Genomic DNA, 17,849 nt, shown 5'->3' on the forward strand with positions numbered 1-17,849 from the left:
GCAAGACTTTCAAAATACCATTGAAAAATGATAGAAATAAATTGAAATATTTTGAGCTATTTCTTGCCATTTGGTTCCTTAATTTTTCTTAAAACCTATTGAAATTGTATTTCAATAATGCCTATTCTAAAATTATATCAGGGATTATATTTCAATATATTTTGCGAAGCATATTTCTACCTTATTTCCAAACTGACCACTTCCTGATAAATATCCCTCAACATATAACTTTCCCTGACCACTTCTCCGGCGATGATGATGGCCGGGGCAGTAATTCCAGAGGATTTGGCTTTGGCCTGTATATCCTGTATTGTTCCGGCTACAATCTTTTCTTCTTTGGTTGTTCCGCTTTGGATAATGGCAATTGGAAGTTCTGCCTTTCCGGCATTCAGATAACTTTCTACGATCTCCGGAAGCTTTTTGGTTCCCATCAATATCACAACTGTTGCAGTAGATTGGGCAGCTATGGCAATATCCCGTGAAAGTTCACTATTGGTAGTAGTTGCAGTAATGACCCAAAAACTTTCTGAAACTCCACGCTTGGTTACCGGAATACCTACTGATCCTGGGACCGCGATAGCAGATGTAATGCCGGGCACCACTTCCGTAGTGATTCCGAAGGCTTCTATGTAATCAATTTCCTCGGAACCCCTACCAAATACAAAAGGATCTCCTCCCTTTAGCCTCACCACATGTCCGAGTTTCAAAGCATATTCCACGCATAGCCTATTGGTCTCATCCTGTGGGCAACTGTGTTTCCCCACTCTTTTACCCACAAATATTTTGATGGCTTGGGCAGGTGCATGCTTGAGTAGTGACTTGTCAATAAGTGCATCATATAGAACAACATCTGCTTTGTTCAATGCCAAAACTGCCTTCAATGTAATCAATTCGGGATCACCGGGTCCCGCACCCACAAGGGTAACTTTTGGTTTTACTTTCTGTATCATGCCGTTACCTCCTTTTCTCTAAATGCACTGATTGCCTCAAAAACCTGAACTGCATCCCCAAAATATTGCCTAGCGAAATCCTCTGTCGGTTCATTGTTTTGGATCTGATAGGTAATTTCAGCAAAGGTTTTTGTTAATTCAATCTTATTGGTTTCGGTGAATGTTTCATCAAAAAGGGCGATGATATTTGCATAGGAATTGGTGCTTTTGCCTTCACTCAAAAGGATTGCCTTTGCTGCATTGACCAATCCGGCATAGGTATGATAAATACTGTCTGACCATCTTTTTTCTTTGAACGCTTCCTCAGAAAGTTCTAATTTCTCTCTTGCCTCCAACAATAAGGTAGCTACCAAATCAATGACCACACCGGCACATTCACCAACGCCTACTGCCACTTTATAGGCATCTTCATTTCCCCAGTCTACCTGATCTTCCTCGGTCAGGGTTTCTGTTTCGGTAAGGACTTTGAGGATATCATAAAAATATATCTGCCCCTTTCGATCATAATAATCCAAGAAAGGCTCTTCAATTTCTCCAAATTTTTCAAAATCATTGATCAATATCCTTAGTGCTTCGGGACCTCTTTTGCTAGGAATTTTGATGACTTTATCCGCAAATCTACCGTTACCATTTCCGAGTGTTCCACCTCCCAATAGTACCTGAAGTGCTGGAAATACAGTTTTCCCTACTTTCATGGACATGCCCTGAAAACCGATATGGGCCATGTTGTGCTGCCCACAGGCATTCATGCAGCCAGAGATTTTGATGGTCAGGTCTTTGTTTTTGAGGTATTGGGGATATTCGGCCAAAATGACTTTTTCCAGTTCCTTGGCAATACCCGTACTGCTTGCTATCCCAAGGTTACAAGTATCTGTGCCGGGACAGGCTGTGATGTCTGCAAAACTATCATAACCCGCATCCGCTAAGCCTATTCTTTTCAATTCTTGATAAAAAAACGGTATAGCTCCAACCTGCACATCCCGAATGAGGATATTTTGCCTTAAAGTGAATCGCAGCTCATTTCCTGCATATTTGCTCACCAAATCTGCCAATTGTCTGGCCTGATCTGTATAAAAATCACCCAAGTGTACTTTTACCCCAATGGAAACAAATCCAGGTTGTTTTTGTGGTAGCACATTGGTCAGTTTCCATTGCTCATAGGTCAAATCCAAAGGCTCCTCCAGCAAGGGAAATTCAGGCTGAGGAAGCACTTTGGATTCTTCATAGGTTTGAGCGTCAATGGGATATTTTTTGTATGGCAAAGCCTTTCTTTCTTCTTCGACTAATTTCAGGAAAGTTTCAAGACCTAATTCATTGATCAGAAACTTCATCCTGGCTTTAAGCCTTCTGGATCGTTCACCATGTCTGTCAAAGATCCTTAATACACCTTCTATAAAAGGAATCAATTCATCTGTTGGTAAGAACTCTGTAATTAAGTCAGCGTGCCTTGGCTGGGAACCCAAGCCTCCACCAAGGAGAATCTTAAAACCTCTTATTTCTTGGTCATTTTCTACCTTTAACTGAGGAATGAATCCCAAGTCATGCAGGTAACTAAGCGCCGTATCTTCCTCTGAAGCAGAGAAAGCCATTTTGAATTTTCTGCCCATTTCCTGGCAAACCGGATTTCTCAAAAAATATCTGAAAACCGCATCGGCATAAGGGGTGACATCAAATGGCTCTTTGGGATCCACACCGGCAGTTTCTGAAGCAGTCACATTCCTTACCGTATTTCCACATGCTTCCCTTAAGGTCACATCATCTTTTTCCAATTCCGCCCAAAGCGCAGGAGTTTCATCCAAGCTGACATAATGTATCTGAATATCCTGTCGGGTAGTGATATGAAGTCTTCCGGTGGAGTATTTGTCAGAAACATCTGAAATCCTCTTCAACTGTTCTCCTGTAGCTTTTCCATAAGGCAATTTGATCCGGATCATCTGTACACCGGGCTGCCTTTGTCCATAAACTCCCCGGGCTAGGCGGAGACTACGAAATTTTTCCTCATCAATTTTTCCTTCCCTGAAAAGCCTGATTTTCCTTTCCAATTCAAGAATGTCCTTTTCCACAATGGGATTTTCGATTTCAGTTCTGAAGCTTTGCATTTGTTATTTTAATCTATAGGTTAAGTAGAGTTTTTGATTGTACCAAGAACGAAGTACCAAGAGCAGTTTAATTCAAGATTTTGGTGAATTTGAGGTGCCTATGAGTTTGATTTATTTGATTAACCAGATCCAAATACTTGGTAGTCTTGGTACTTTGTACATTGTACTACTCAATAAACCCAACACTCACGGTATCATAGCTTCCCTCATCGATAAGTATAAAGCTGCCATTGGATTTATTTTCGGTGTAACTGTCAAAGTGAATAGGTTTGCTTAATCGTAAATTTACTTTCCCGATATCATTCAGTTTCAATTGCTGCGTAGGTTCCTCGCCTGAGAAGTCGGTGTGGATCAGGGATTCAATGCTATCGACCTTTGCCAGAACCCTGTTTACGCCATGTTGCAATGTAAATTTATCACCGACCTTCAAAGGCTTACTGTTGACCTGACAGATCGTGGCAGCGATTTGCTTTTCGGATTTGGGAAGCTCATTGGATTTGACCAACATATCCCCTCGGCTGATATTGACTTCATCCTCAAGTGCGATGGTCAATGATGCTCCAGGTGTGGCAACTTCATATTCCTGATCGAAGAAACTTATGGATTTGATTTTGGATTGGGTGAAAGAGGGCAATACAGTCACCTCATCGCCTACTTTCAGATTTCCTCCATAAAGCACTCCCGAGAAACCTCTAAAGTCATGGAATGCCTCGGTTTTTGGTCGGATGACATATTGAACCGGGAAGCGGGCAACAGAACTTTCCTGTAGATCTTCAGTTTCCAAAACTTCTAAATGGTCCAATAGGGTATTCCCCACAAACCATGGCATCAAATCCGATTTCTTGGCAATATTTTCACCCTTCAAAGCCGAGATGGGAATAAATGTAATTTGCTCTGTAATGAAGTTACTTTTTTCCACCAAAGCTTCAAAGTCTGATTTTATTTTGAGATATACATCTTCATCATAGCCTACCAAATCCATTTTATTGATCGCAATCACCACATGGCTGATTCGGAGTAGGTTACTGATAAAAAAATGTCTGTATGTCTGCTCAATGACTCCTTTTCTTGCATCGATCAATATGATCGCAACCTGAGAAGTGGAAGCTCCGGTCACCATGTTACGGGTATATTCTACATGCCCGGGAGTATCTGCTATGACAAAGTTGGTTTTGGACGTATTGAAATAAATATGAGCCACATCGATGGTAATACCTTGTTCCCTTTCTGCGACCAATCCATCAGTAGCCAAAGAAAAATCAAGGTAATCAAAACCACGCTGCCGGCTTGTTTTTTCAATAGCCTCCAACTTGTCGGTTGTCAATGATCTGGTATCATACAGCAATCTTCCGATCAGGGTACTTTTACCGTCATCTACCGAGCCGGCTGTAGCTATTTTTATGAGTTTTTTACTTTCCATTTTTTTTAGATGTTAGACGTGAGACGTGAGACATAAGACTTCGTCCATCTATCACTTTTATCTTTTATATTTATTTCACGAAGGCAAGAAGACATTTTGATTTTTTTTAAGACTCTTGTGGGCAGTCTGAAGACTGCAAGGTTTGTGGTCCAAGACTGAAGTCTTGAACCAACTGGTAGTCTTGGTACTTGGTACATTATACTTTGTACTTACAGATCAAAAATACCCTACCTTCTTCCTTTTCTCCATGGCGGCTTCTGATCTTTTATCGTCAATTCTGGCGCCTCTTTCTGAGATGGTGGAATCCCGGATTTCAGCGACCACCGCATCAAGGGTTTCTGCTTCTGAAAGCACTGCGGCTGTACAGGTCATATCTCCAACAGTTCTGAATCGGACCATTTTTTCATATACCTCTTCGTGGTTTTCTCTGTATACATGCTTGTTGGCAGTCCAGATCAATCCGTCACGGAAGAAGACCTCTCTTTTATGGGCAAAGTATATGGAAGGTATTTTGATATTTTCTGTTTTGATATATTCCCAAACATCAAGCTCAGTCCAGTTGGATATCGGGAAAACCCGAACATTCTGACCTTGGTGTATTTTGCCATTGAGCATGTCGAAAAGCTCTGGACGCTGATTTTTTTCATCCCATTGTCCAAAGTCATCTCTAACTGAAAACACCCTTTCTTTGGCCCTTGCTTTTTCTTCGTCCCTTCTGGCACCTCCGATACAGGCATCAAACTTGAATTCCTCAATGGCATCCAATAGTGTGGTAGTCTGTAAAGTATTTCTGCTTGCATACCTGCCCCTTTCTTCTGTGACTTTACCCTGATCGATGGAGTCCTGAACATTTCTCACGATCAATTCCAAGCCCAATTCCGCTACAAGCTGATCCCTGAACTGAATAGTCTCAGGAAAATTATGGCCCGTATCAATATGCAAGAGGGGAAAAGGTATTCTTGCTGGATAAAAAGCCTTTTGTGCAAGTCTGACCAAAGTAATGGAATCTTTACCTCCCGAAAATAACAGCACGGGTTTTTCGAACTGCGCAGCCACCTCCCTAAGGATATGAATCGATTCTGCTTCTTTGGGGTTCGGTATCAATAGGTTTGACATAGCAATTGAATCTTTTTGTTTTTAATTTCTTTTTACTTCATCATACTTCATTCGGTGTTCCATGTTCATTATTCTAATTTTTGAATATCGAATGTCGAATTATGAATAATGATTTCCGAAGTCTTGTGTCTTATGTCTCACGTCTAGCGTCTTACTTAGCATGCAACCCACACTCCTTCTTGGAATCCTCCCACCACCACCGTCCTGCCCGGGCATCTTCACCTGCTGATATGGCTCTCGTACATGGGGCACAGCCGATGCTGATAAATCCTTTGTCATGTAATGGGTTGTAAGGAATCTTGTTTTCTTCTATATATGCCATCATTCGATCGAAAGACCAATCCAGCAAAGGATTGAATTTGATGATATGATTGGCTTCATCCCACTCAATTTTTCTCATCGAGGAACGATTGGCACTTTGTTCTGCGCGAAGACCTGTTACCCAAATGCTATTTCCTGCCAAAGCTCTCTTTAAAGGTTCAACTTTTCGCACATGGCAACAGGATTTTCTATTTTCCACCGAATCGTAAAACCCGTTGATTCCTCTACTTTCCACCAAATTTTCCACAGATTGTCTTTCAGGATATAGGACCTGAATCCTAATTTTATATTTGCTTTCTGTTCTTGCAATCAAATCTAAAGTCTCGGGAAAGAGCCGCCCTGTATCCAAAGAAAAAATATGAACCGGCAGGTCACTTTCTGCAATCAATTGGGTAATCACCTGATCTTCCTGTCCCAATGAGGTAGAGAAGACTACTTTCCCCGGAAAGAGATCAGACAAAAAGCCAAGTGCCTCTACAGGGTCCAGCTTCTCAACTTTTTCACTCAAATCATGCAAATTCGTTTTTAGGCTCATCTTTTTCGATTTTTGTGGCGCCTTCCCAGGCACGTTCGTGAAGATAATAAAGGGCTATTTTGGTGACCACCTCAATGGAACCGATGGACAATGCCATAACCAATTGCCCTGTCACAAAAAATGAAATCACCATGGTATCTAAAGTACCTACTATTCTCCAGGAGATGGATTTGGCAAAACTCTTGACATTGGTATCCTGACCTTTGCTGTTTACAAACCATTTTTTAAGAGGCTGATCTAAAATCATACATTATTTATTAATCCCAAAAGCAAAAGTATATAAAACCTATAAATATTATAGGGTAAATGAGAAAAAAATTTTATTCTTTATCTAAAATATCTGCTAATGACTTGTTTTCCAATACATTAAGCATTTCATCCCGCACCTGTATCATGACTTTGTTTAGGCCGCAATTCACTTCACTTTTACATTCCACACAGGGTTCATAGTAATTAAGACTTACACATGGCAATAAAGCTATAGGCCCATCAAGCAAACGGATAACTTTGGAAAGTGGGACATCTTTAGGTTCTTTGATCAGATAATAGCCTCCTCCTTTGCCTTTTTTGCTTCCCAGAATGCCGGCTTTTTTGAGTTCAAGTAATATATTTTCTAAAAACTTATGGGAAATACCATATTCTTCGGAAATGTCTTGGATCAAAACGGTTTTTTGGTCTCTATGCTTGCCGAGGTAGGTCAGGGCATGAAAAGCGTATTTGGTTTTTTTGGATAGCATAGGTACAAAAATAGGGGAAAAATCGGGACGGCAAAGGGTGGCATTTACCAATTAAGTGAACTGATAAGAAAATTGATGAAGAAAAAATTCACTACCAAGTTAGGTCAACATTTTTTAACGACTGCAAAAGTTGAATCGCAAATTCATTTGATTTTCTCACGTAATCCTTAGACAGGGGATCTGTATCATCCATTTTTTCATGGTAGGCATAACAAACCGCAAAATTTTTCCCCAAATTTGGACTATTTATCCTACTGACCATTTGATTCGAATAGAACTTCGTATTTGGGAGATTAAAAAACGTTTCCCCGCAAAAGACATCCGGATAACTGCTGTGACTTGAAACAGCACTGAAGTAAGCATCAATATCCTTTTTAGACGACATAGTGGGAGGCAAGGTGACATTTACGGGAAAACTATGAAGAAGGAGAAACATTTCTCTCAATGATCCATTTGCCTTCGATTTTAGCGAAATTTCATTAAAAAAGGCATCATTTTTATAATGAAGAAATCTGATTTTCAGTTCAAGCAATTCAATTTCATGACCATTTGAAGATTTTGTCCTCAGCTCCCCAACTTGTATTTCTTTGATCAGTCCAGTTTCTGCTATGGTTAATTTGATGGGTTTGTCAACGTGTTCATAATATACAGATAGTACATTGTTTTCTACTTTGGAAGCTACGGCTTCAAATGACTTGTTGTGAACATTCAGGGTCTCCCATAAAACATCATTGATTAGCTCCTGAAAATATTTATAATGAGTTTTATATGGAATTTCTGATTCATCAAAATTGAATAACCTGATATGTTCATGTATAAAACCAAATCTTCCTGAGTTAAAAAGGTTTACTTTTTTTGTCCTGTCGATGGGTGTGTAAAAATTAAGCAGGCCAAAAGATTGAAAGATTTCCTTTTCAGTTTTTTCCAGGTATTGACCATTGGCATAGGACAAACTACCCAAAGCCGAATTAAGGTTCTGAATGGCGATTTTAAGGATTTTGTCTTCATCAGTTTTGGATACATGTACTTCTTCCAAGTCAATCAGACCTTCCACCAAAACAATTTCAATTAAATCACGCTTGGGTTCATCTGGATTTTCACAAAATGATCGTGTGACATAACCCACATGTCGGATTTCGAGACCACAAATATGTGTCCCTAATTCAGAAAGCAACAATTCACCATTTTGATTTCCGACCCAAATCTTCTTTCCATTTTCCTGGGTCACGGTAAAATAGGGTATGGGTTTTTGATTTTGGTCTTTGACCAATAGCATTTGTCCCAAGACTTCATTATGAAAAAGCAGTATAAAAAATACAAGCTCCAAAAACCTTTTCATTTCAATACGAATTTATAAACTGCCATTTCTTCCTCCTTTTCATCCAAAATCCCATCTGCAATAAACCAATCGCCGGAATTGCCGATAACTCTAAATCTCTCAGGGACCTTTACATCGGCAATAAGGCTATGATTTTCAAATACCTGGATTCTGGAATATCCTTTACCTTTTCCTTCAGGAAAATAGGACCTAAACAGATAGCCACTCTTTTTATCATAATAAATATGGTCATAAAACCCCGCCTTATTTAAATCAATTTCAAAGTTAGCCAAAGCATCATCTATGGAGGAGGTTGCAGGATAATTGGATTTAAAATCCTGACCCGGAAATCCAAACTTACCAATAAGATTACCTTCTGCATCCAATACATGGATCATTGGATCTACTGCAAATGATACCAATATTGAATCTGAAACGGATTCGAGGTAAAAAAAATCAAAATTAGGAATAAATGGATGATCAAGGTAGACCGGGGAACGCTGTCCTAGAACCGTGGAAATTTTCTTCCTGTCCATATTGTATTTCCCTATGGTATGGACACTTTCATAATATTCTTTATGTAAAAACCCATTAAGTTTTGGATGACTCATTTCCACCGGGAAAATCATTTCTTTACTATCCATATCCACCAACACAGATAAATTAGTCCCTCTTGGCCGCCAGCCAATTTCATAAAGTCCAATCATTGAAGCTTTTGGGAAATTTTCCATATCCGAATAGTTATCAGAATAGTCCCACCTGATAGGATAACTGGATTGTCTGGAAAAATCCAAATCAAACAATACCGTCTCATAGCCTCCTACGATCAAATGGCGCTGAGCATCAACAAATGGCAAAAAGCCGTTGATGACATTTTGCCTGTCCGGACCATCACCTTTTCCCAAGAATTCACCAATTTTATTAAATTCCGGATCAAATGTATGAACCTGAGTGTAAAGCTGATCAATATAAAAAAGGGTATTCTTTCCGTAAGCAAAAAATCCTACAAAGGAATTAAAATCCAATTCCAAACTGACTTTTTCTATCAGGATATTTGAGTATTTCTCCTGCCGCTCGGAAATTGTGTGGACATGTTCCGTTTGATTAAGTTTACAACCCCAGCATACACAAATCAGAAATATGATTAAAATTAGTTTATCCATTCGCAAATCAATCAATTAAAAGAAAAATTTCAATGACAGGTTCTCAAAATAAATTCTGACCAGTTGAAAAACAAAAAACCATTGAAGCTTTTTCCAAACTTCAATGGCTTTTCAAGGTTACTAGACTTTTAAACTATTGTGTCCAGCTTGGAAGACCTAAATGTTCTAAATCAACTCCACACTTCTCTTCACAAACTCTGTAAGGTCCTTACCTGTCAGCATGCCTTGAGACAACAAGGCCAGATCAAATGACTGTTTGGCCAATTTCTCCTTTTCGGCTTCATCCTCGGACTTGAGCAGTTTGTCAATTACAGGGTGGTTGCCGTTGATAGCTACTTTATAGTGGTCAGGCATCGCTCCGTAGAAGCTCATGCCGCCTCCCATCTGTGCCATGTCCTTCATCCTGCGCATAAACTCATCCATGGTCACGGTGACAGGCATTTCCTCAGGACTCAAGCCTTCGACTTCTACTGTATAGTCTTTGTTATTGATCGCTTTTTCAAAGATTTCTTTGACCTGGGTAGACTGTTCTTCAGTCAACAAGTTGGCATAAGTGTCTTCTTTTTGGATCAGTTTTTCTGCAACATCAGCATCTACCCGCTTCAATTGGGTCTTTTCCTCTTTGCCTTCCACATGTTGAATAAAGTGACTGTCAATAGGAGAATCCATTACCAAAACATCATAATCCTTTTTGTTGGCCGATTGGATAAATCCATCCTGCTTGTTGACATCGGTAGCATAGAGATAGATGGTCTGCTCATTTTTGTCTGTCTGAATGGCTTTTACCTTTTCCTTGTATTCAGGTAAGGTAAAGTATTCCCCTTTTGTGTTTTTCAGCAGAGCGAAATCCTTGCCTTTTTCGGCGAATTTATCCTCGCTGATCATTCCATATTTCACAAAGAGTCCAATGTCATTCCATTTCTCTTCATAGGCTTTTCTGTCTTTTTTGAAAAGCTCGCCCAATTTGTCAGCCACCTTTTTGGTGATATAGCTGTTGATCTTTTTCACATTGCTATCAGCCTGTAAGAAGCTCCTTGACACATTCAATGGAATATCCGGTGAATCAATCACCCCGTGCAACAACATCAGGAATTCGGGCACAATGTCTTTTACCTCATCGGTAATAAATACCTGACGGCTGAATAGCTTGATCTTGTTTTTCTGGAATTCAAAATCGTTTTTGATTTTTGGAAAATACAAGACTCCGGTCAAATTGAACGGATAATCCACATTCAAATGAATCCAGAACAAGGGATCTTCACTCATTGGATACAATTGCTTGTAAAAAGCCAGGTAATCCTCGTCTTTCAGGTCATTGGGAGACTTCGTCCAGATTGGGGAAGTGGTGTTGATGATATTGTCCACCTCCACAGATTTCCATTTCTTTTCACCTTTATCATCGACTCCATCTTCTACACTTTCGGTTTTTGTACCAAACTTGATTGGAACCGGCAAGAATTTACAGTATTTGTCCAAAATTCCCTGAAGCTTCCATTTATCAAGAAACTCCTCAGAATCGGCATTGATAAATAGTGTGACATCTGTTCCACGCTCTTTTCTTTCCCCGGCACTGATCTCAAATTCGGTACTTCCGTCACAGGTCCATTTGGCAGCTGCAGCGCCTTCTTGGTAAGAAAGGGTATTGATTTCCACTTTGTCCGCAACCATAAAAGCTGAATAGAAACCCAAACCAAATTTACCGATGATTTCATTGGCATCTTTGGCATCTTTGAATTTCTCTACAAACTCGGCTGCACCTGAGAAGGCAATCTGATTGATGTACTTTTTGATTTCTTCTGCTGTCATTCCAAGACCGCGATCGGAAATGGTAATGGTTTTTTTGTCCTTGTCAAAGGCTACTTCAACGGTGATGTCACCAAGTTCTCCGGTGTATTGACCAAGTGTGGCCAGTCTTTTGATTTTTTGGGTGGCATCCACTGCGTTGGAAACCAATTCACGGAGAAAAATCTCATTGTCAGAGTATAAAAACTTCTTGATGATCGGGAAGATATTCTCGGTATGTATCGAGATGGTACCTTTTTCCTGCATAGCTATATAGAATTTTAATTATTATTAAACATTTTGACAATGGATCCTTATCAATGCCTGTTCCAAACCATTAAGAATGTCAATTTGGCAGTACATTAGAGTTAACCATTAATTCAACAAAACTCAATAAGTAATATTAAAAAGGCTCCTTCCATAAAATAAACTTTTCCTATCTTCAACAACTTAAAAAAGTAAATCACAATGAAGGTAGTCGTTATCAGTAGATGTACTCCAAGGGAAAGTGTAGTAGTTAATGAAATCAGAAAAAATTTTGAAGATGTTGTTATCATTCAGATAGGAGCATCATCGGGCGGAAATTCTGCGGGAAACGGAGTTCGGGATGGGGTGAGAGAAAATTCAAGTTCTTGGCTGAACAAAAATGGAAAGAAATTTTATTCGAAAATCCATAAACTATTCCTTATTAAGGAATTGAAAAAATTAAATCTTTATAACCTTCCGGAACAAAGAATTGACTTCCCTCAAAATGACCTAAGAAAAGAAAAGGGTATAGCTTTTTTAAAATCTCTGAAACCGGACATTATCTTTACCTGCGCAGCTCCAATTTTGAAGGAATCCATTTTGACAATACCTAAAATCGCTTGTATCAATGTACATTATGGCATACCTCCTGAGTATAGAGGGAATGACACTTTATTTTGGGCTTTGATGAACAATGATTCCAATTACATCGGTGCTTGTGTCCATTACATCAATAAAGGGGTAGACAGAGGAAATGTTCTTGCCAAAGCCTTCCCCTCCTTAAACCGAAATGAAAGCGAAGTTTCTATTGACCTAAAAACCACTATATTGGTTGCTGAGGCAGCGGTTGAGGTTTTGAAAAAAATCGAAAAAAGCGAAAAAAAACCTATCGGCCTTACTCAAAATGAGCTTGGAAGAAATTACAAACAAACCGAACGTACTTTTTTCCTAAACTTAAAATATCTTGTCAAAAAAACTTTGGGTAAGCTAAAAACAGAACCACGAGAGTGTTCCATCAATTATTATTTGAATGAATAAGTTGTCATGATTTTTTTTCAAATTAGACTTAAACGTTCCTTAAGGTTTCCTAAACATTTTATCTTTATCACATGCTCAAAGAAATTTCCGTACTCATCCAAAAAGAAGTCACCCTAGAATGGCGTCAAAAGTACGCCTTGAACGGCATCTTATTGTATGTAGTCTCAGCGGTTTTTATCACCTATCTCAGCGTGGGAGCAAAACAGGGAAATATCGATATTCCGACATGGAATGCTTTGTATTGGATCATCATCCTTTTTTCAGCTGTCAATGCAGTTGCCAAAAGCTTTGTTCAGGAACATCAGGGAAGGCAGTTGTATTATTACATGATCGCCGCTCCGGAATCCATCATCATATCCAAGATGATTTATAATACCCTTTTGACCTTGATTTTGGCACTCTTAGGATATTTGGTTTTCAGCATCATTCTTGGCAATCCTGTGGCAGATCAGGGATTGTTTATTTTGAACCTCATTTTAGGTGCTATAGGCTTTTCGGCTTGTCTGACCATGGTTTCCGGAATTGCATCCAAGGCAAGTAACAATGCCACCTTGATGGCAATTCTGAGTTTTCCTGTGATCATTCCGATTTTATTGATGACCATCCGTGTTTCAAAAAATGCCATTGACGGGTTGGACTGGTCAGTGAGTGTGGACAAAATTGTAACTCTTCTTGCCATCAATGCGATTATAGCAGTGACAGGATATATTCTGTTTCCTTATTTGTGGAGAAGCTAGAGAAGTAATTTATTAAGAAAAATGTATCCCACAAAGGTGCATAGACGCAAAGGAATTTTTTGAGGATATAGAAGGCACATGAATTGTTTATGACTTCTTAGAATTAGTGACTTTGTGTCTCCCTATACTCAGGACAAGTTTTGTGAACAATAAATTAATTTGAATTTCTTTGCGCCTTAGCGTCTTTGCTGGAAATCTAACTTCTTCCATTTTCTTTGCACCTTTGCGCCTTAGCGGGAAACCTTACATCCAACCCCAACTTAAATTACAAAATGCACAGGAATCACGAACTTATGACTTATTTTTGCGATTAAGTTAGAAAAATCCCTGAAATGAAAAAAAGCTGGTGGAAAATCCTCACTATCGTCTTATTGGCATATACCATTACAGCAGGACTTCTCCTTGATGTTCCCCGATTACCCATCCTCAATGAAACCATCCGGGCATTACATTTTCATGTCACTATGTGGTTTGGTATGATCCTGATGTTGGTCGTTTCAGTCATTTACAGCATCAAATTTCTAAGAACTAATGACCTGAAGAATGATGATGTGGCCATTGAATTTACCAATGCAGCAATCTTATTCGGTGTGTTGGGAATTGTAACGGGAATGCTTTGGGCCAAATTCACCTGGGGAGATTATTGGAGCGGAGATCCAAAACAGAATGCATCGGCCATAGGTTTGTTGATGTACTTTGCCTATCTCATTCTCCGAAACTCTCTCACGGATGTTCACCAGAGAGCCCGAATCGGTGCAGTTTATAACATTTTTGCCTTTGCTGCATTTATACCTTTGATATTTGTATTGCCAAGGCTAACAGACAGTCTGCACCCTGGGAATGGTGGTAATCCGGGATTTAATGCTTATGACCTTGACAGTAAATTAAGGATGGTATTCTATCCGGCCATCATCGCATGGACCTTGATGGGGACATGGATGGCAACAGTCAGGGTTAGATTGAGAAGAATAGAAAGAAAAGTTGAAGATAGATTGATAAACCAAGTATCATGAAAAAATGGTTAATAGTTTTGTTTCTTTTGATAAGTCTTCAGGGTATTGCCCAGGAGAAAATTGCTATTACAGAAGATGATTACCAAAACTCCAGGGTGGAAATGGCAGATGTTATGCGCTCCGAAGGAAAAATTTACGTCTTGGTAGGAATAATCGGGATTGTTTTTGCAGGAATTTTGGTTTATGTAATTGCGACGGATAAAAAGGTAGGTAAATTGGAAAAACTACTAGAAGATTAATCGTCAGGAACAAGCTTCTTTCAAAGGCTTTTCTAGTTAAAGATGAAATAAATATTTATGAAAAAAGGACATATTATTGGTTTGGGAATCATTGGAGTGGCCATAATTATCATCATGTCAATGATCGGGGATGCGAGTACTTATGAAAGTTTTGCAACAGCCAAAGATTTGAAAATGAATGGAGATGACAAATCCATTCATGTGGTAGGGCAATTGAAAAAGAGCATCTCAGGTACGGTAGAAGGAATAGAAGTAAATCAAGATAAGACATCCTTTTATTTTATGATGGTGGATAATGACGGAACGGAACAAAAAGTATTTTATAATGAACCTGTACCTGCGGATTTCGCCCGAGCCGAACAAGTTGTTGTAATTGGTTCCTATAAAAATCCCGATCTTTTTGTAGCAGACAAAATCCTGATGAAATGCCCGTCCAAATATCAGGAAACAGAAGTCAGCAATGCCAGCATGTAACGAATCCAACAATTTATCCGAGTAACCATGATCAATACCTTTGCCGGTAATTTAGGCCACTTTGCAGTTATATTGGCTTTTGTCAGTGCGATTGTAGCCGCTTACTCTTATTATCAGTACACCATTGCACCTGAATTGGAAAAAGCAAATTGGAAACGCTTTAGCCGTGCAGTGTTTTATATTCATTCGTTAGCGAGTATTACTATTGCCTTCTCACTTTTTGAAATCATCTATAATCATAGATTCGAATACTTCTACGCTTATTCGCATTCATCCAAAGCACTACCTGTTCATTACATGATTTCCAGTTTTTGGGAAGGTCAGGAGGGTGCATTTATTCTTTGGATTTTCTGGAATGTAGTGTTGGGATTGATTCTTATCCATACCAATAAATTTTGGGAAGGTCCTGTCATGGTTGTTTTTGCCCTGGTTCAGGCTTTCTTGGTTTCAATGATACTAGGAGTAGTGATTGGAGATTTGAAAATCGGAAGCTCACCCTTTATCCTTTTGAGGGATGCTATGAGTGCCCCTATTTTCCAAATTAACCCTGATTTCGTTCCCGAGGATGGTACTGGCCTTAATCCCCTGCTCCAAAATATCTGGATGGTAATCCACCCACCGACCCTGTTTCTGGGATATGCTTCTACTTTGGTACCCTTCGCTTTTCTTATGGGAGGTTTGGCTACCAAAAAGTATTCCGAGTGGGTTCGCCCTGCCTTGCCGTGGGCAATTTTCTCAGCCATGATCCTAGGAATGGGAATTATTATGGGTGCCTATTGGGCCTACGTCACCTTGAATTTTGGCGGTTATTGGAACTGGGATCCGGTTGAAAATGCGGTATACGTACCCTGGCTGATAATGATAGCAGCTATCCATACCATGATTACTTTTAAGAAAAGCAGTACTGCTCTGAAGTCTTCTATCGTCTTGGTAATTGCTTCTTTTATTTTGGTCCTATATGCTACCTTCCTGGTGAGAAGTGGGGTTTTGGGAGATTCTTCCGTCCATTCATTTACCGATTTGGGGCTTTCGGGTCAATTGCTGATTTATATGTTGTTTTTCCTTTTTGTGGCTGTCTTTCTTGCTGCCAAAAACTGGAAACACATACCTACTTCTGAAAAAGAAGCATCAGTTTATTCCAGGGAATTCTGGATTTTTATCGGCGCTACTACGCTATCATTAATGGCTTTTCAGGTTATCCTTCCTACTTCCATTCCTGTCTGGAATGCAATCGTGGAAAGTTTCGGAGGGATTTCAAATATGGCACCTCCTGCCGATCAAGTAGGCTTTTATACTAAATTCCAACTTTGGTTTGCTGTGGCTTTAGCCTTGCTTACTGCTGTTGGACAGTTCTTCTGGTGGAATAAAATAGATGGGAAAGTCCTGCGGGAAGCTTTGGTTATTCCTTATGTCATCTCTGTAATTTTGTCAGCCGTGATTATTGTCTGGGGTAAGGTTTATGACCTGTCCTATATTATAGTTGTATTGGCAGCGACTTTTACGATTGTTGCAAATGCGACAATTCTAACGAAACTATTGAAAAAGTCAACCTTCAAATTAGCTGGAGGTTCTCTTGCCCATATTGGCTTGGGACTGATATTGATTGGGGTAATGTTCTCATCAGGCTATTCAGAAATCATTTCTTATAACATGTCAGGCCTTACCTATAGTAACAGCTGGGAGGATGAACTGAACAAAGAACATGTGCTGCTTTGGATCAATAAACCAACTCAGATAAAAGAATTTACGGCAATTTATAGGGGACGTCAGAAAAAGGTGAAGGGAGTCCCGGGCTATGTGAATGTCAATTTGCTCAAATCAACTGATAATACCAATGAATATGTTGCTTTGGATGAGATCACAGGCAGAGGAAGAACTTATCATCAAAAAGGGGATACCGTAACCGTAATTCTTGAGGAAAACGATTATTTTCAAATTGACTATTTCAAAGATGATGTATTTCAGTTTTCCCTGAATCCAATGTCACAGTTCAATAGTTCCATGGGGCTTATTTCTTCTCCGGATTCGAGAAGATTTGTGAACAGAGACCTTTACACTTTTGTCTCTGCCATCAATGACTACGAAGATCCTGAGTGGCGAGAAGATGAATTTTTTGAGGTAGCACCGGGAGAGACCTTCTATATAGCTGACTTTGTCACCACATTTGAAGGAGGGGAAGTACTTACAAGTTTGGATGGAATTGACCTGAAGGAAGGGGATGTTGCTGTCAAAGCCAAACTTGTCGTAATGGACTATGATCAGGAAAAAAGACTTGAACCCATATTCATTATCAGAGGAAATCAGGTCGGCAGAATTCCATCAGTTGATAATGAACTAGGAGTAAAAGTGGAATTAGAAAATATCCTACCTGAATCCAATAAGTTTTCATTCAAAGTCAATCGCTATCAAAAGGACTATGTGGTCCTAAAAGCAATTGTGAAACCACAAATCAATATCCTTTGGATAGGCACTATTATTATGCTGATAGGATTTACTGTTGCCATTTACAGAAGGTACGACGAGTTCAGCAAAATGAGGGATAAAGGATTGGAATAATTTTCAAATATGGTTTTGTTTGTAATTCCAGTTGCTTAATTAATGAATAAATGATTTGATGATGAAATCTTCCGTCTTCCGTCTTATGTCTTATGTCCATTTGAA

General features: G+C 39.3%; 16 protein-coding genes. 6 read left to right on the plus strand and 10 right to left on the minus strand.

What is annotated here, in order from left to right; translation table 11 throughout:
* Window positions 1-176: 176 nt before the first annotated feature.
* The 10 genes from cobA to htpG form a co-directional block, all read right to left on the minus strand.
* Window positions 177-950 (minus strand): uroporphyrinogen-III C-methyltransferase, encoded by a 774-nt coding sequence (gene cobA, locus B9A52_RS01190; protein WP_084118573.1) that lies wholly within the window; start codon window positions 948-950, stop codon window positions 177-179.
* Window positions 947-3,049, minus strand: a complete 2,103-nt coding sequence (locus B9A52_RS01195) for a HEPN domain-containing protein (RefSeq protein ID WP_084118574.1) — start codon at window positions 3,047-3,049, stop codon at window positions 947-949. The genes cobA and B9A52_RS01195 overlap by 4 nt, the downstream gene beginning before the upstream one ends.
* A gap of 166 nt (window positions 3,050-3,215) precedes the next feature.
* Window positions 3,216-4,469 (minus strand): sulfate adenylyltransferase subunit 1, encoded by a 1,254-nt coding sequence (locus B9A52_RS01200; RefSeq protein ID WP_084118575.1) that lies wholly within the window; start codon window positions 4,467-4,469, stop codon window positions 3,216-3,218.
* A 216-nt stretch (window positions 4,470-4,685) separates the two neighbouring features.
* Window positions 4,686-5,585 carry a sulfate adenylyltransferase subunit CysD gene (gene cysD / locus B9A52_RS01205; RefSeq protein ID WP_084118576.1) on the minus strand — a complete coding sequence of 300 codons (900 nt, stop codon included), beginning with the start codon at window positions 5,583-5,585 and terminating at the stop codon, window positions 4,686-4,688.
* Window positions 5,586-5,736: 151 nt separating this feature from the next.
* Complete coding sequence (locus tag B9A52_RS01210) at window positions 5,737-6,441, minus strand: phosphoadenylyl-sulfate reductase (protein WP_084118577.1); 705 nt, start codon at window positions 6,439-6,441, stop codon at window positions 5,737-5,739.
* Window positions 6,416-6,688: a DUF2061 domain-containing protein gene (locus tag B9A52_RS01215; protein ID WP_084118578.1), complete on the minus strand. Its 273-nt coding sequence runs from the start codon at window positions 6,686-6,688 to the stop codon at window positions 6,416-6,418. Before B9A52_RS01215 ends, B9A52_RS01210 begins: the two co-directional genes overlap by 26 nt.
* Before the next feature lie 73 nt (window positions 6,689-6,761).
* Entirely contained in the window at window positions 6,762-7,178 is a 417-nt protein-coding gene (locus B9A52_RS01220; protein ID WP_084118579.1) for an RrF2 family transcriptional regulator, read from the minus strand.
* A gap of 91 nt (window positions 7,179-7,269) precedes the next feature.
* On the minus strand, window positions 7,270-8,517 hold the full coding sequence (locus tag B9A52_RS01225) for a hypothetical protein (protein ID WP_084118580.1): 1,248 nt from the start codon (window positions 8,515-8,517) through the stop codon (window positions 7,270-7,272).
* Window positions 8,514-9,659: a hypothetical protein gene (locus B9A52_RS01230; RefSeq protein ID WP_084118581.1), complete on the minus strand. Its 1,146-nt coding sequence runs from the start codon at window positions 9,657-9,659 to the stop codon at window positions 8,514-8,516. The genes B9A52_RS01225 and B9A52_RS01230 overlap by 4 nt, the downstream gene beginning before the upstream one ends.
* Before the next feature lie 165 nt (window positions 9,660-9,824).
* Window positions 9,825-11,708, minus strand: a complete 1,884-nt coding sequence (htpG, locus tag B9A52_RS01235) for a molecular chaperone HtpG (RefSeq protein ID WP_084118582.1) — start codon at window positions 11,706-11,708, stop codon at window positions 9,825-9,827.
* A 201-nt stretch (window positions 11,709-11,909) separates the two neighbouring features.
* Here htpG and B9A52_RS01240 point away from each other — a divergent pair, with 201 nt between their 5' ends.
* The 6 genes from B9A52_RS01240 to ccsA (B9A52_RS01265) all read left to right on the plus strand — a co-directional run bounded on the left by B9A52_RS01240 (window position 11,910) and on the right by ccsA (B9A52_RS01265) (window position 17,744).
* Window positions 11,910-12,725: a formyl transferase gene (locus B9A52_RS01240; protein WP_084118583.1), complete on the plus strand. Its 816-nt coding sequence runs from the start codon at window positions 11,910-11,912 to the stop codon at window positions 12,723-12,725.
* Between the two features lie 71 nt (window positions 12,726-12,796).
* A complete protein-coding gene (locus tag B9A52_RS01245) occupies window positions 12,797-13,462 on the plus strand; it encodes a heme exporter protein CcmB (protein WP_084118584.1) in 666 nt (221 codons plus the stop codon).
* A 332-nt stretch (window positions 13,463-13,794) separates the two neighbouring features.
* Window positions 13,795-14,475: a cytochrome c biogenesis protein CcsA gene (gene ccsA / locus B9A52_RS01250; protein WP_084118585.1), complete on the plus strand. Its 681-nt coding sequence runs from the start codon at window positions 13,795-13,797 to the stop codon at window positions 14,473-14,475.
* Window positions 14,472-14,714, plus strand: coding sequence for a CcmD family protein (locus B9A52_RS01255; RefSeq protein ID WP_084118586.1), 243 nt, complete (start codon window positions 14,472-14,474; stop codon window positions 14,712-14,714). Before ccsA (B9A52_RS01250) ends, B9A52_RS01255 begins: the two co-directional genes overlap by 4 nt.
* Window positions 14,715-14,771: 57 nt before the next feature.
* Window positions 14,772-15,188, plus strand: coding sequence for a cytochrome c maturation protein CcmE domain-containing protein (locus B9A52_RS01260; RefSeq protein ID WP_084118587.1), 417 nt, complete (start codon window positions 14,772-14,774; stop codon window positions 15,186-15,188).
* A 27-nt stretch (window positions 15,189-15,215) separates the two neighbouring features.
* The gene (ccsA, locus tag B9A52_RS01265) at window positions 15,216-17,744 is read left to right on the plus strand and encodes a cytochrome c biogenesis protein CcsA (RefSeq protein WP_084118588.1); all 2,529 of its coding nucleotides are present in this window, start codon (window positions 15,216-15,218) and stop codon (window positions 17,742-17,744) included.
* Window positions 17,745-17,849 lie beyond the last annotated feature (105 nt).

The organism is Aquiflexum balticum DSM 16537 (genome assembly GCF_900176595.1).
Lineage (GTDB): Bacteria > Bacteroidota > Bacteroidia > Cytophagales > Cyclobacteriaceae > Aquiflexum > Aquiflexum balticum.